This window comes from Neisseria weaveri, from assembly GCF_900638685.1.
Classification (GTDB): Bacteria; Pseudomonadota; Gammaproteobacteria; order Burkholderiales; family Neisseriaceae; genus Neisseria; species Neisseria weaveri.
The window spans coordinates 455,288-470,698 of record NZ_LR134533.1; the positions used below are offsets into that span (position 1 = coordinate 455,288).

At 43.5% G+C, this 15,411-nt stretch carries 9 protein-coding genes, 2 tRNA genes and 1 pseudogene; 5 read left to right on the plus strand and 7 right to left on the minus strand.

Going from position 1 to position 15,411, the window contains the following annotated elements; translation table 11 throughout:
* On the minus strand, positions 1 to 591 hold the full coding sequence (locus EL309_RS02220) for a LemA family protein (RefSeq protein ID WP_004285909.1): 591 nt from the start codon (positions 589 to 591) through the stop codon (positions 1 to 3).
* Positions 592 to 1,075: 484 nt separating this feature from the next.
* Here EL309_RS02220 and rfbD point away from each other — a divergent pair, with 484 nt between their 5' ends.
* The gene (gene rfbD, locus EL309_RS02230) at positions 1,076 to 1,936 is read left to right on the plus strand and encodes a dTDP-4-dehydrorhamnose reductase (protein WP_004285907.1); all 861 of its coding nucleotides are present in this window, start codon (positions 1,076 to 1,078) and stop codon (positions 1,934 to 1,936) included.
* A gap of 76 nt (positions 1,937 to 2,012) precedes the next feature.
* Here the strand turns inward: rfbD and EL309_RS02235 are convergent, their stop codons facing one another.
* Positions 2,013 to 2,741, minus strand: coding sequence for a cytochrome c biogenesis CcdA family protein (locus EL309_RS02235; RefSeq protein ID WP_004285036.1), 729 nt, complete (start codon positions 2,739 to 2,741; stop codon positions 2,013 to 2,015).
* A gap of 12 nt (positions 2,742 to 2,753) precedes the next feature.
* Positions 2,754 to 3,134: a thioredoxin family protein gene (locus tag EL309_RS02240; protein WP_004285035.1), complete on the minus strand. Its 381-nt coding sequence runs from the start codon at positions 3,132 to 3,134 to the stop codon at positions 2,754 to 2,756.
* Positions 3,135 to 3,768: 634 nt separating this feature from the next.
* Between EL309_RS02240 and EL309_RS02245 the strand changes: the two genes are divergently transcribed.
* The 3 genes and pseudogenes from EL309_RS02245 (at position 3,769) to EL309_RS02255 (ending at position 8,628) form a co-directional block, all read left to right on the plus strand.
* The gene (locus EL309_RS02245; RefSeq protein ID WP_193777305.1) at positions 3,769 to 5,769 is read left to right on the plus strand and encodes a transferrin-binding protein-like solute binding protein; all 2,001 of its coding nucleotides are present in this window, start codon (positions 3,769 to 3,771) and stop codon (positions 5,767 to 5,769) included.
* Positions 5,770 to 5,890: 121 nt separating this feature from the next.
* Positions 5,891 to 6,379 (plus strand): annotated as a pseudogene (locus EL309_RS10830) (TonB-dependent receptor plug domain-containing protein); the annotation flags it as partial.
* 341 nt (positions 6,380 to 6,720) lie between these two features.
* Entirely contained in the window at positions 6,721 to 8,628 is a 1,908-nt protein-coding gene (locus EL309_RS02255; RefSeq protein ID WP_004285032.1) for a lactoferrin/transferrin family TonB-dependent receptor, read from the plus strand.
* A gap of 266 nt (positions 8,629 to 8,894) precedes the next feature.
* On the opposite strand, the gene EL309_RS02260 is transcribed toward EL309_RS02255, so the two are convergent.
* From EL309_RS02260 to EL309_RS02275, 4 genes are all read right to left on the minus strand, one after another.
* Positions 8,895 to 8,979: transfer RNA gene (locus tag EL309_RS02260), tRNA-Leu, on the minus strand.
* Between the two features lie 162 nt (positions 8,980 to 9,141).
* Positions 9,142 to 9,226, minus strand: a tRNA-Leu gene (locus EL309_RS02265).
* A 106-nt stretch (positions 9,227 to 9,332) separates the two neighbouring features.
* Positions 9,333 to 11,546, minus strand: coding sequence for a RelA/SpoT family protein (locus tag EL309_RS02270; protein WP_004285031.1), 2,214 nt, complete (start codon positions 11,544 to 11,546; stop codon positions 9,333 to 9,335).
* A 241-nt stretch (positions 11,547 to 11,787) separates the two neighbouring features.
* A complete protein-coding gene (locus EL309_RS02275) occupies positions 11,788 to 14,148 on the minus strand; it encodes a penicillin-binding protein 1A (RefSeq protein ID WP_004285029.1) in 2,361 nt (786 codons plus the stop codon).
* A gap of 180 nt (positions 14,149 to 14,328) precedes the next feature.
* Here EL309_RS02275 and pilM point away from each other — a divergent pair, with 180 nt between their 5' ends.
* Positions 14,329 to 15,411: a type IV pilus assembly protein PilM gene (gene pilM / locus EL309_RS02280; protein WP_004285028.1), complete on the plus strand. Its 1,083-nt coding sequence runs from the start codon at positions 14,329 to 14,331 to the stop codon at positions 15,409 to 15,411.

A 15,411-nucleotide genomic window follows, 5' to 3' on the forward strand; every position in this document is an offset into this window, starting at 1 on the left:
TTAAAACTCGACTTTAGGCGCAGTAGATACCGCTTTTTCGTTTTCAACGGTAAATTGCGGACGAGCCGACATACCGAAAATCTTAGCCGTAATATTTTGCGGGAATTGGCGCAACGTGGTGTTATAAGTTTGAACTGCTTTGATGTAGTTGTTGCGTGCCAAAGTGACACGGTTTTCCGTTCCCTCCAATTGAGCCTGCAAATCACGGAAGTTTTGGTCGGCTTTCAATTGAGGATAGTTTTCCGACACCACCAGCAAACGCGACAAAGCACTGCTCAACTCGCCTTGCGCTTGGGAAAACTGCTTCAGTTTTTCTTCATTGGTCGCATCATCGGCCGTCATCTGGATGCTGCCTACCTTACTGCGCGCTTCCGTAACTTCCGTCAGCACTTTTTCTTCATGCGATGCATAACCCTTCACTGTATTGACCAAATTAGGAATCAAATCCGCACGGCGCTGATATTGGTTCAACACTTCCGACCAAGCCGCATTCGCCGCTTCATCCTGCGTCTGCATCGTGTTATACCCGCAACCGCTCAAAGAAAACAGCGAAAACAATACTGCAAACGCAGCCAACCATTTTTTAAACATAAGACTACTCCATTGAATCGTATAATAAATATTTTCAGACGGCCTCATACGGCCGCATACCCGCATCAAACCGATACAGTATATAGATAAAGATGCCGTCTGAAAAATCCATTGCGATAATCGTAGCGCAACCCGTCCCGAATACACCGCCGCCTTAACTTAAAATACCGAAATTAAACATTCCAACATTCTGAAGTTGCTTTATAATCAGGAAACCCCGACGTTTTTACAAAAAAATGTAAACATGTTGTGAAATCCAAATCCGGAGCCCGATTTAACCCGTCCGCATATCGATTTCACCATATAACCAACCGACAAACCCACTTCCGCTTCCAAGCAAAACACGACAGACAACAAAGCAAACGACTCCGGATAACGCAGCCTGCCGCCCGGAAGCACAACCGACACAACCATTTCTATAAACCAAAGCAGAAACGGCAAACCGAAACCCCTTTCCGCCGCCGCTTCTGGAGGAACTGTTAATATGAGAATCTTACTGACCGGATCCAAAGGCCAACTGGGCCGCTGCTTTAAAGACAGACTGCCCGAAAACTGGGAATTGATTGCCGCTGATTCCGCCACCTTAGACATTACCGATGCAGAGGCCGTCTTAAATATGGCCAGAAGTTTCCAACCCGACGCCATCGTCAATGCCGCCGCCTATACTGCGGTTGACCGCGCAGAACAGGAATCCGACACCGCCTTTGCGGTAAACGGCAGCGCCGTCCACAATCTGGCCTCAGCCGCCCGCGCAGTTCACGCACGTTTCATCCACATTTCCACCGATTACATTTTCGACGGCAAGGCCAAAACACCCTATACCGAAAGCGGCCTGCCCAATCCCCTGAATGTTTACGGCCGCTCCAAACTGGCAGGAGAACTGCTGGCTTTATCGACCAATCCCAACAGCCTGATTATCCGTACTTCATGGGTATTCAGCGAACACGGCAACAACTTCGTTAAAACCATGTTAGACGCCGCTGCAGCCAACCGCGAACTGAGTATCGCCGACGACCAAACCGGCACCCCCACCTATGCCGGCGATTTGGCACAAATCCTGATCGACCTGCTGAACAAACCTGCCTTGCCGCGCGGCATTTACCACTATTGCGGCAGCAATCCCGTTACCTGGCACGGTTTCGCGCAAAACATTTTCCAAGCAGCCGCACGCCACAACCCGGAATTCAAAACGCCCGCCATCCGCCCCTGCGCCGACACCTCCTCAAATACGCCGCGTCCGGGATACAGCGTTTTAGACTGCCACAAAATACAGACCGAATTGGGTATTTCCCAACCCGATTGGCATAAAGCATTGGCCCAAGTCATTGCCAAACTGAATCCTTAAATACCGGATGAACATTTAACCCATAAACAAAGGCCGTCTGAAAATTTCAAACGGCCTTACTACTATCATCATAATATTAAAAACGTGTTGTCAAATCAGTCAGCCATTCGGGACTCCACTGAACCAACAGGATCTCCAGCTGCTTGTCCCAGCCCGTCAACACCAGCAATCCGACCGCCAGCAAACTCCAGCCCATCACCTTGCGGCCTTTTTGGCTGACCTCCGCCAACCTTTCGCGCTTGCTGCGGAAAAACTGGCGCGACAGCAAACCGATAGCTATCAGCGGCACCACTGCTCCCAAGCTAAACACGGACATCACCAAAGCCACCGAAGCCAATGCCTCACCCTGACTCGCCAGAGCAATCGCCGCGCCTAAGGTCGGGCCGATACACGGTGCCCAAACCATACCCAGCAGCAAACCGACGCCCAACTGACCGAGAACCGATTCCGGATTAAACCCGCTCAACCAGGCCTCACCGCGTCCGCTCAAAGCAGAAGTATAACGCCCCAAAGCCTGCTGCAAACGGCTGCTCAACAACCAAACCGCCACCAACAACATCAATACGGCAGCGATATAACGCAGATATTCACCGTCCAAGCCGAAAACCAAGCCGACAGAAGCCACCAACGTCCCGACCAAAGTGAATGAAACCGCCATACCGAAAGCAAGTGCAAACAAACCGACTTTCTGTTTAGCCATTGCCGATGTCGCCACTACCGGTAAAATCGGCAACACGCAAGGAGACAAAGTGGTCAGCAAGCCTGCCAGTAGACTCAAAGCCAAAACCGTAATACCGATTTCCATTCAGGCTCCCACTCAACGCGGCAAAGTCATAAATTGACGCAAACGCTGCGGATCGGTTTCACCTACCACACGGCGTACTTCTTTGCCTTTATTAAACAGAATCAATGTACTGCGGTTGTTTACCTTAAATGCCGGCAATTCCTGCTTTTGCGCATCAAAATCCAACTTCAACGCGGTTACCTGCTTAAATTGCGGCTCTTGTAAAATAATTTTCAGCTCTTTTTCCTGACGGCGGCATACCGTACACCAATCCGCATACACATCCACCAAAACCGGCTTACCCGCTTTCTGTAAAGCATCAAATTCGGCTCTGGAAAAAGGCTTGAATTCCGCTGCCGCTACTTGTCCCACCGCCAGCAACATCAATCCTGCCGCAATCAATTTCTTCATCATTCATCCTTTCAAAAACACATTAAAAACAATCTTTACCGTTTTAAAATCCAGCAACGCACACTGTCTTGATGATATTGACGAGGCCGTCTGAATTTTCTTACACCTATTGGGAATTTATTTTCCCCAACCTCTTACCCAAAGCGAATCCCGTCAATCTCAAGGTCGAAACCAATCGCCGACTTACCCAATATATATCATTAATAAACAGCAATCTTGATTAGCAAAACAATTTTAAAATTTGATTCAAAATGCCAACCTGAGTCGTCGGCAAACTCTAATCACAAAAACAAAATTTAACAAAATTTAAAACAAAACACTAGCTAAAACCGTCCAGACACTATAGATAATAAGTAAATAATTACCTATTTAAGAACAAAATGCCAAGGAAATACAGAAATATCAAATTTCACATCAAACAATAAAATTCTAAATTTAAACATTCAAGCCGTTCAATATTTACAAAATTTATCCATTCTTTTAAAATTAAAATGATAACAATTCTTATTATTTTAATTTTTCAAATAATTGTTTTTATTTATTTCCATATAATCAAATTAATTTCATTATTTTTAGGTATAGACTTACGAGCCATACAATACGCAACCACTTAAGCTACTGCATACTGGCGGCACTCTTGAGCGCATGCGCCGGCGGGGGAAGTTTCGATACATTGGAAGTCAGTCCCGAGCCTCCTCCCCTGCCCGAACCACCCAAAGTCAACAAAGTTCCCGAACCGCGACAAAGCCCCGAAGAACAAGCCGAATTGAAAAAACCGGCTTTAGGTTACGTTATCAAAGGCCTGCGCCGAAATACTGCCAGATTCGACAAAGAAGGCAACGAGCTGCTGGATAAAGACGGCCAACCGACCCAAGCAGAGCTGGAAGCCAAACTGAATATTCCTAAAGGTATTGAAGAAGTAACCGACAATGAATTGAGTATTCCCAAACTGGCAGAAATGCAATCTGATCCTAACAACGGAGGAAAAAGAGTCTACACGCCCGAGCGTAAACAAAAAGACAAATATCATTACATCCGCTTTGGCCACACCTCTGTCGAATACCCCAAGATAATTATGAACGGTGTACCATACCGTCAGCATGAATACCGTACCGGCCACAATGTCTATACCTTTTATCGCGGTATCCATTCGGCACCAACCCTGCCCTCAGGCAATAATGTCGAATATATTGGAGAATGGGCCTTTTTATCTGATGTGAAGAAAAACAAAGGTAAATTTTCTGTCCGTCCCGATCAAATACCCGGCAACAGTTTTAATGATTCAATAGGTGACGGAGATATTGCCAGTGCCACCGATGAGAATCTCCAAGGCGCATTACGCCCTCAATTCACCTCCAAATTCAACGTCAACTTTGCCGACAAAACCCTCACCGGCGAACTAAATTACCGCTCAGACAGCTCAGAAGCCGAACGTAAAGGCCGCAAACTTTACGATATCAGCGCCGACATCAACGGAAACCGTTTTACCGGAGAAGCCAGAACGGCAGTCAATGATCAATCTTCAATTGAAGACAAAGCGTTTTACGGTGTCGACTCGGGTAATTTGGAAGGTGGTTTTTACGGGCCGAACGGCGAGGAGCTCGCAGGTAAATTCATTGCCAACGACAATTCCCTTTTCGGCGTGTTCGGTGCCAAACGTGACAGCAGCAATCCTGATCAGGAAAAACAAAACAATACTTTATTTGATGCCGTTTACATCAAACATTCCAAACGCACGCAAGTAGAACTTGAGGAAGAGCTGTCCGAGGATGAGTTCGCCTCTGACGAAGTGGTCAGCAACGAGAATGCTGATGAAGAAAACGCGGACCACGAAGACGAAACAGAGTACCAGCCAATCATGCGTGACAGCCTAAGCCGGATTGCCCTGAAACCTTTAGCAAATTTCGGCTTTGCAATGAATTTGCGTTTCGGAGCCAACAAAGTAGATTTAAGTAAAGCGGACTGGGGCGCAGACAGTAAAACCGGCACCATCAACATACTGTCTGCCGACGGCAACAGCGTGAAAGGCTCCGTTCATCTCTGCTGCAGCAATCTGAGTTATCTCTGCTTCGGCAGTTTCTCGCTTGAAGAAAAAGCCGGAGAGCCGGCGAAAGCTTTGTTCCTGCAAGGAGAGCGCACACCTAAAGATGATATGCCGGCCTCCGGAAAAGCCAAATATGTCGGAACATGGTCCGGTTTTATTCAGACGGCCTCACCCAATCACACTGCACTGCAAGGCAACCAAGAATACTTCCAAACAGCGGATATGAGCGTCTTGAAAACCGGACGTGCCGCCAGCCGTGCGGAATTTGATGTGGACTTTGCCGGTAAAAGCTTAACCGGCGACTTAACCGCCCATAACGGTCACACTGTATTCAAAATCCAAGCCGGTATCGAAGGCAGCAGTTTTAAAGGATACGCCCATACACCTCGCGGAGGTTTTGCCTTCGATCCGGGTAACCAAAGTGGCAGTCGGAAAGTGGAAATTAGCAATGCCGAAGTCAAAGGCGGATTCTACGGCTCGGATGCCAGAGAACTCGGAGGATCAATAAGCTACAACAGTGAAGCAGACGGTACCCGTGATCTGGGCGTACGTGCCGCCGCCGTATTTGGTGCTGTGCGCGAAGATGAAAAATAATCTTAATAAATATCAGCAAACAAAAATTGCAAAAATGGATAAGACTATGCGTATCAATAATCCGAAACATCCGAAAAAAATTCTGGTTAGCGCTCTGGGGCTATGCTTTACCACCCTGCATATGCCTGCATGGGCCGCAGAAAATACTGCAGAACTGGAAACAATCCGCGTTACCGCACCCAAAAAAATAAATAGAAAAACCCAAGAGGTAACCGGTTTGGGCAAAGTAGTAAAAAATGCTGAACAGCTAGAAAAAGAACAGGTTTTAAATATCCGAGACTTAGTGCGCTACGACCCGGGCATCTCCATCGTAGAACAGGGACGCGGCGGTAGCAGCGGCTTCTCCATCCGAGGCGTAGATAAAAACCGTGTACAAGTATCGGTAGACGGTATCGCCCAATTACAATCTTATGCCGACACAACTTCACGCAGCGGAGGCAGCGGTTCGATGAACGAAATCGAATACGAAAACGTTTCAGCCGTCGAAATCAATAAAGGCAGCAACAGCGTAGAATCAGGCAGCGGAAGTCTGGGCGGTTCAGTAAGCTACCACACCAAAAACGTAGGAGACTTTATACCCGAAGGAAAAAAATTGGGGCTTAACCAGCAAATCGGTATATAGCAGTAAAGACCGCCGTCTTGCTCAAACCATAGGCGGCGCATTCAACCATAAAGGCTTTGAAGGGTTGTTGCAGTATACATACCGAAAAGGCCACGAGATCGGTATTCATAAAGATGCCGGCAACACCTCTCAATCTTTTTATCGCCGCAATGCCTATGAAGATAAATACGATCTCCGTTTCGAACCCGGCAGGTTAAGTAACAACTTATTCCGATTCGAAGACTGCACGGGCAACGATTGCGTCAAACACAAAGCCGCATTAACCCGCGCCGAGTTATGGCAGCCTGGCAGCCGAACCGAACCTTATACGCCAACAGCGCCGGGAATCCATGCGCCATCCGAAAGAAACGGTAGCAGCAGATAAATACACCGGTATAAACCGCATCAAGCCCAACCCTATGGAATATCAAAGCGGTTCTTGGCTCGCACGTCTCGGCTACCATTTTTCTCCCGAGCATTATGTAGGCTGGGTAATGGAAAAAACCCAACAAAAATACGACAGCAGGGATATGCGTCATCCCGGTTACTACACTACCGATATTAATCTAGATACTTTGGGCAAAACACCAAACTATATCGGCAACCTTCCCCCAGGCTTCAAAATCGGTAATAACAGCAACGGCATTTGGCACAACGATCCCCGTGAAGGCTACGCCAATTTATTATGGGCACGTGCTCGCTTTCTTGAAGAAAAACACCAAAAACTCCGCAACGGTTTAAGCTACCGCTTCAAACCGGCAGATGCCCATTGGGCAGACAGCATCGATATCAATCTTGACCGACAAAATATCAATCTGGATAGCGCCACTTTATATGCAGCCTGCGCACCATACGGCGACACCAGTACAACGCTCAACTGCTCTCCCGCTTTAGACAAACCCGGCTCTTACATAAACCAAGAGCAAATCAAATATAAAGAAAACCATCTGCTATTTAATACGAAATGGAATAAAAAATGGCAGTGGGGGTGGAGCAAACACGATGTACAGTTTGCAGCCGGCTACGACCGTTTCGACTCCCAATTCGACAAATATCTGGAGAATACAGCCGTCTATAAAAACCAAGAAGCTACAGGCAGAAAAGAAAATGTGGTCATAAACGGCAAAACGCATCAAGTAGAAATATGGCGCGATTTAGGCAACATACGTAATGTAGAGCGCCCATGCACAGATTGGGAAATCGATACCTGCACACGCTTACCAATTACAGGCAAAAGCCACTATTTCGCACTACGCAACAATATGTCTTTCGGCAAATATATTGACCTGGGACTCGGTATTCGTCTGGATCGTCACTCCTTTAAAACAGACGACCAGGCAATACGCAATAAAAACTACCTAAACCGCTCTTGGAATATAGGATTAGTCCTCAAACCCCATCATCAGTGGGCCGTATCCTATCGCACGTCAAACGGTTTCCGTGTACCGAGTTTCCAAGAACTATACGGATACAATGTACCCGGGCTGCCTCGCCACAGCAAATACCACTACATCGCAGACCTGGAGCCTGAAAAATCATTCAACCGCGAAATCGGCCTTACCTTTAAAGGCGATTTCGGGAATGTCGAAGTCAGTGCATTCAACAGCAAATACCGTGATCTGATTGCCTATGCAGTTACCCAAGCGGATCGAAACAACGTAGCCAAACTTGGCAATTTCAATCTCCAAAATGCGGATTTACAAGGTATAAACCTACGTTCAACCATAGATTTAAATAGTTTATGGCAAGATTTTCCCGAAGGACTGTCTCTAAATTTGGCTTACAACCAGATTAAAGCCAAGCGTTTGTTCAACAACAAACACGAGCAATTTGCTTACGTATCCGATTACCCTTTAGAAACCATTCAACCGTCGCGTTACGTTATCGGCCTAAATTACGATGCTCCTTCGGAAAAATGGGGAATCTCGGCCAACTGGATTCATTCTCGCGGCAAAAATCCTCAAGAACTTATCAGCAAACTCGATCACGGCAACGGAAAAATTTACAAAGGTGCAGCAACAAAAGCAGCAACGAAACCTTGGACTACACTAGATCTCATAGGCTATTGGAAGCCTTGGAAAACAGCGACTTTGAGAATTGGCGCATACAACGTACTTAACCACCGCTATCTAATGTGGGAAACAGTAAGGCAAAACTCAAGAAATTCTTTAGCCCAACAAAGTGTACCGGGAGGTGATTATGCACAATTTGCCGCACCTGGACGTAACTTTACGCTTGGCTTTGAAATGAAGTTCTAAAATCAACATTAACCTAAACAAAAGCTGCTTAAAAAGCCAATCTTTAAGCAGCTTTTTTTGCCTTTAGATCAAATCTGTCTGTTTTTATACAAATAAAATTTCAGACGGCCTCAAACATAGATACGATTAAAAGCAAAAGATAATAAACTTGTATATCCTAAAATACTCGAATACTCAACATATGATATAAGCCAAGATTTTATTGATAAAATTCAGTTTGTTTAAAATAAAAAAACAGCAGCTGATTTAGCTGCTGTTTTTTTATTTGGTGCCCAGGGTCGGACTCGAACCGACACACCTTGCGGCGGGGGATTTTGAGTCCCCTGCGTCTACCAATTTCGCCACCTGGGCTAGCGAAGAATCGTAATTATACTCTGATGCAAAAAAGAGTCAAGCACTTTATTAACAAATTTTCCCACAATGAAATGAATATTACCTTATGGTCAATAAATAAAAAATAAAGTTAAAACAATAAAGCCGACTTTAATTAAAGTCGGCTTTATTGTTTTAACTTGGTGCCCAGGGTCGGACTCGAACCGACACACCTTGCGGCGGGGGATTTTGAGTCCCCTGCGTCTACCAATTTCGCCACCTGGGCTAGCGAATAGGCTGTTATTATAGCAATAAAATAAAATCTGTAAACACGATGTAAACAATATTTTTACAGCAGAAAATTAAATATATGAAATTAAATATAATTTAAATCACAACCTCGCCACACTCAAAACGCCTTTCACTTCCGACAAACTTGCCAAGACTCTAGGTAAATCATTCACCTGCTTAACTTCCAAAGTAAAACGCATGCTGGCTTCTAAGTCTCTGGACTGCGTCTGCACCGCTGTAACATTAAGCTTATGCCTTGCTAATGTATCAGAAACATCTCTCAGTAATCCTCCACGATCTTGAGCGCGTATCTCAATATCAACCGCAAAAACCTGACCGTCTTGAATACTTTCCCAGCTGGCTGGCAACACCTTATCAGGGGCATGCTCGGCCAAATGTTTAAATGCTGCACAATTCATACGGTGTATGGAAATTCCTCTTTCACGAGTAACAAAACCTATAATGTCATCTGGCGGAGCTGGTTTGCAACATTTGGCCAATGTTGTCAACAAGCCTCCTTCGCCGTCAATCAAAATACCATTTTTACTGTTTTTTTTGATTTTAGATTTTCTAACTATGGTTTCTTCATTAACTGGAGCAGGTGCTTCCTCATTTAAATTACCACATGCTTTTTGAATAGCACGGGCTGATATTTCACCTTGACCTATAGCCGTATATAAGTCTTCGATTTTTTTAAATCCCAGCTTTTCTGATAACTCCGTTAGATTTGGCTTCGGGAATACTTTCACCAGTTGTTTGTCTAACTGCGCCCTACCATTTTCACGCACGGCATCTGCATTTTGCTGACGAATAAAAGCTCGGATTTTATTAATTGCCTTAGAACTCTTAACCCATCCTTCATACAACCAGTTAACTGAAGGACTTCCTTCTTTAGCAGTAATAATCTCAACACGTTGGCCATTTTCCAAGGGCGTGGATAAAGGAACAATCTGCCCTTCCACTTTGGCTCCCCGACAACGGTCTCCGATGCTGCTGTGCAACGCATAAGCAAAATCAATAGGTGTAGCACCCGCCAGCAAAGACAATACTTTTCCATGTGGCGTTAACACATAAATGGTATCGTTAAACAGCTCCGTCCTAAACGCACTAGCCAAATCCTCTCTATCATTATCGGCCATATTTTCACGCCAATCGAGAAGCTGGCGCAACCAAGCAATTTTTTGCTCGTAAATACTGTCTCCCTTGCCTCCTTCTTTATAGCGCCAGTGTGCAGCGACACCAAATTCATTAAATTGATGCATATCAAAGGTACGGATTTGAACTTCAACACCTTTATCCTCAGGTCCAACTACCACAGTATGAAGACTCTTATAACCATTTCCCTTAGGCTGGGCGATATAGTCATCAAATTCACCGGGAATAGGTTGCCACAAACTATGAACCAAACCTAATGTCGTATAACACTCAGGTACTGTATCTACCAAAATACGCACCGCCCTGATATCGTACAGGCCGCTGAAATCCAATTTCTTCTTAACCATTTTTCGGTAAATCGAATAGATATGCTTAGGCCTTCCTGCAACATCATAATGAATACCGTATTTGTCTAATTCACTTCGCAGGTTATTTAAGAAATTTTCAATGTATTCAAGCCTCTCAGGGCGTTTCTCATCGAGCAATGCAGCAATTTCTTTATATTTTTCGGGATTTTGATGCCTAAAGCCCAAATCCTCCAACTGCCATTTAAGTTGCCATACGCCTAGACGGTTCGCCAACGGAGCAAAAATATCCAATGTCTCTTTAGCCAACAAACGCTTATCTTCACTATCAGGCAAAGTACCGATAAACTGCATTGTCCGAGTTCTGAGTGCTAATTTAATTAAAACCACTCGAATATCAGAAACCATTGCAAGCAGCATTTTTCTCATTGTTTCAGCTTGATTAGACCGCTCTTCAGGTGTTGCAAAGCTTTCCACCTTGGCAAATTGAGTCAATTTTTGTACCTCATCTATGCCTTTTACCAAACCGCATACGGTTTCATTACACTTTTCGGTAACTTTTTCTTGCCAATTATCACAAAAGCGGGGAATGTCTGTCAGCAATGTAGCCGCAATAGCATCTGGCAAAAGATCCATATCTGCCACCATTTCCGCAGCACCAAATAAACTTGCCAACAAGGGCTCTCCACTAGGTGTCCTGGCATTTTCAGGATAATATGCTTCAGCAAGCTGTTTGGCACGTCCTAACAGTGCAACATCTTCATCAGGAAGCTTTTTCAAATACTCATCAAACCATTGGCGATAATTGTGTAAATCCGGAGCAATACTGCTAGGTGCTTGTTGAATATTAGCCATAATTTTCCCAATAAATATAATTCATGTAATGAAAGCATCATTGTAACAAATTTATGCCAATCTTAACTTTGGCATTCCAACTAATAAAATATCGACCGCCATATAAATAAGTAATACATTTGCTGATATAGTACCCGATATTTTTCAGACGGCCTCTTGCCGCCAATTCAGCTGTTTTATTTGAAAAAACAGCCGGAATCCCAAACCCCGATTCCGGCTGTATTACATAATGCGGCTAGATTTAAAATAAAGAGTCCAAATTATTGGGCTTCGGAGCCGGTTCTTGATTAACTGGAGGCACAACTGTCTCCCCATCATTGGAAGGAGAAGTCACAGGAGCTGTTTTCTTACTTTCTCCAGAGGTTACCGCCCCTCCATTATCCAAAGATAAAGAACTACTCGTTACCTGTTGCTCCTTCAAATAAACATTACCGTCCTTACCCACCATACCTGGCGGCATATCCATGCCTTTGCTTGAAACACCATTTAATGCATAACGCATATAATCGATCCAAACAGGCAGTGCAATCGTACCGCCGTAACCAGCCTTGCCCATGCTCCGTGGTTTATCGTAGCCAATATATACTGCAGTCACTATGTTGGGATTGAATCCAACAAACCATGCATCCTTATTGTCATTGGTTGTCCCTGTTTTTCCTGCTATATCAGATCTACCCAACGCTTTGGCCTTAGTAGCCGTGCCAATTCTCACCACATCCTGCATCATTTTATACATAATATATGCATTTCTTGGATCAATAACCTGAGGTGCATTTTCTTTAGCAACCAAAGGCTGCATTTGTGCTCTCAAACGCCCTTGGCTATCATAAATACGATCGATTACATAAGACGATACTTTGTATCCCCCATTGGCAAATACTGCGTAACCCTCCGCCATTTTTAACGGAGTGGTTACACCTGAGCCCAATGCCATAGACAAGCTAGGCGGAATTTCATCAGCACTAAAACCAAACTTTTGAATATACTGTTGCGCATAATTAACGCCCACAGACATTAAAATACGTATGGAAACCATATTTTTAGAATAAGCCAATGCATGTCTTAACGTAATCGGACCCGAATAACGGCCGTCTGAATTTTTCGGATTCCAAGTACTACCTCTCGGTCCTTTTCCCGGTAAAGATAAGGGAGCATCGTTAATAACTGTAGAGATCGTCATCCCTTTTGCAAGGCCGGCAGAATAAACAAACGGCTTGAATGATGACCCGGGCTGACGCTGAGCTTGTGTCGCCCTATTAAATGTCTTGCTGTGGAAGTCATATCCTCCTACCAAAGCTTTAACAGCTCCGGTTTTTGCGTCCAGCGCTACCAGTGCACCTTGAAGCAATGGCTCCTGCACTACGTACCATTGCTTAGCACCTCTTTTCACCCTAATAACAGCACCTCTTTGAATTTGTGCATCCCCCATCTTTTTATTATTGACTGCTCTGGCTGCGAAGCCCAAGGACGCATTATTCAACAACACATTCTTACCATCCGGCAATTGAACTTCCACACCTTTTTTAGACGTAGAAAGCACAACAGCAGGAAGCATTCCATCTACTGCATAAATACCGTCTAAATAACGACTGATAGATTCCTCAATATTTTCAGATTCACTTAAGTCAAGGTAATGCTCTGCACCACGATAACGACTTCCTTTATCAAAATTACGCAAAGCTTTTCTCAAGGCTTCAGTTGCAACACGCTGATTACCTGTATCGACGGTCGTATAAACTTTAAATCCTTGTGTATAAGCATCTTCGCCATACTTTTCATATAGCTCTTGCCGCACCATTTCTGCAACATATAATGCATTTTGATCTATATCTTCTGTATACCGCTTGTATTGCAATTTTTCTGCCAACGCGCTCTCCCTTTGCGCAGGCGCAATCATGCCCAATTCAACCATATTGTTCAAAATATAGTTTTGCCTTAATACTGCACGTTCAGGGTTTACAATAGGATTAAAAGCAGAAGGTGCTTTAGGCAAGCCTGCTAAAATAGAAGACTCAGCTAAAGTTAAATCTTTCACTTTTTTATTGAAATAAATTTGTGCCGCAGCGGTGAAACCATAAGCTCGCTGACCTAAGTAAATCTGATTGAAATATAATTCTAAAATTTGGTCTTTAGTCAAAGATTGCTCAATTTTGTAAGCCAACAATGCCTCATTAAATTTTCTGGTAAAAGTACGCTCATTCGTCAGATAAAAATTTTTAGCCACTTGTTGAGTAATGGTACTGGCTCCTGACTGCACACTACCGGAAGCTACGTTCCCGGCAACAGCCCTCAAAACCCCCATAACATCAACCCCCCAATGTTCATAAAAACGCTTATCTTCAGCTGCGATAACTGCATCTTTTAAAACTTGGGGAAAATCACTAATTTTAGTAAAGGATCTTCTTTCTTCTCCATATATGCCGATAAGTTTCCCGTCCGAAGAATAAACCATCAGAGGCATCTTTGGCTGATAATGCTGCACAGAATCCAATGACGGCAGTTTAGGGTAAGTAACCATAATCGCTATAGCTATCAACCCCACTGCAAAAAACAGCAATCCCAACAGTAATCCAATACAAGTTGTTATAATTTTTTTAATCATGACCAAACAATAATCGCCATAAGTAGTAATAAATAGTAAAATAACGTATCCAATAGAAAATTGAAGTTAACACCTTAAATCAATTCAACTAAAAACCAATCAATAAACAAGGTGTTACCAACATACGTTACGGTTATTAAGTTAATTTACCCACCCAAACACTTAAGAAAGCTCTGAATTATGCAAATAATTACTCACGCAAAAAATCAAAAAAGCATAAAAAACCATTATTCAATCGGTGTTGATATCAACCAGCACTCTATCCGAATTGTTCAGCTTTCAGGTAGCAGTTTAAACCAAATCCAGCTAGAAAAATACAACATCACTAAATTACCTGCAAATATTGTCAAAGGTAATAAAATCCAAGATTACGGTCAATTAGTTGCATATTTACAACATGCATTTTCACAGTCTGGCATTCCAAAAAAAAACATTGTCGCATCTTTGCCACAAAATACAGCCACTATTGAAAATTTGGTTTATAACAATAAAGAAACCGATTTAACAATAGAGGAGTTTGTCGAGTCAGAAGTTTCGCAAATTTCCCCTTTGGAAGAAATGAATTACGACTTCCAAATCACAGGACCATCATTAGCTCCTCCCGGTCAAAAGGTTTTACTCGTTATTTCCAGAAAGGATGAAGTAGATCCAAGAATCGAATTATTTGAAAATGCCTCCTTACCACTTTCAGCATTGGATATAGACATTTTTGCACAAAGTAATGCTTTCAACTATTGGATCAATAATTACGCCACGGAATTCACCAACGATAAAATCGCTATTTTTGGCATATATGCGACACAAATGTACGCATTAATTATTCAAAATGGCCAAATTTTATATAAACAAGAAACACCTGTAAGTGACGAACAGCTAAACCAATTAATCCAAAGAACCTATCAGGTTACTGAAGAAAAAGCCGATAATATGATGTACACCGGCAATAGACCTTCAGATTACCAAACATTGGTTGCAGATCGCTTCAACGCCCAAGTTGCACAAGAAATTCAACGTGTTTTACAGTTTTACTATACAACCCAACCTAATGATCAATACTCAAGCGTTAAACATATCTTTTTAACTGGTATTGCATCTCAACAAACAGGATTGGCAGAAGCTGTTTTTTCTCAAACGAACACCGCAACACAATGTATTAACCCTATTACTTATATTAAGAGTGGAAATCAAATAGAGTTATCAAAACTTCAAATTGATGCACCTTCACTAACTATCGCTTTTGGTTTGGCTTTAAGGGGACTGTAA

Coding starts and splice junctions, on each gene's coding strand:
- EL309_RS02220 (WP_004285909.1), bottom strand. CDS start 591: ATGTTTAAAAAATGGTTGGCTGCGTTTGCAGTATTGTTTTCGCTGTTT.
- rfbD (WP_004285907.1), top strand. CDS start 1,076: ATGAGAATCTTACTGACCGGATCCAAAGGCCAACTGGGCCGCTGCTTT.
- EL309_RS02235 (WP_004285036.1), bottom strand. CDS start 2,741: ATGGAAATCGGTATTACGGTTTTGGCTTTGAGTCTACTGGCAGGCTTG.
- EL309_RS02240 (WP_004285035.1), bottom strand. CDS start 3,134: ATGATGAAGAAATTGATTGCGGCAGGATTGATGTTGCTGGCGGTGGGA.
- EL309_RS02255 (WP_004285032.1), top strand. CDS start 6,721: ATGCGCCATCCGAAAGAAACGGTAGCAGCAGATAAATACACCGGTATA.
- EL309_RS02270 (WP_004285031.1), bottom strand. CDS start 11,546: ATGGCTAATATTCAACAAGCACCTAGCAGTATTGCTCCGGATTTACAC.
- EL309_RS02275 (WP_004285029.1), bottom strand. CDS start 14,148: ATGATTAAAAAAATTATAACAACTTGTATTGGATTACTGTTGGGATTG.
- pilM (WP_004285028.1), top strand. CDS start 14,329: ATGCAAATAATTACTCACGCAAAAAATCAAAAAAGCATAAAAAACCAT.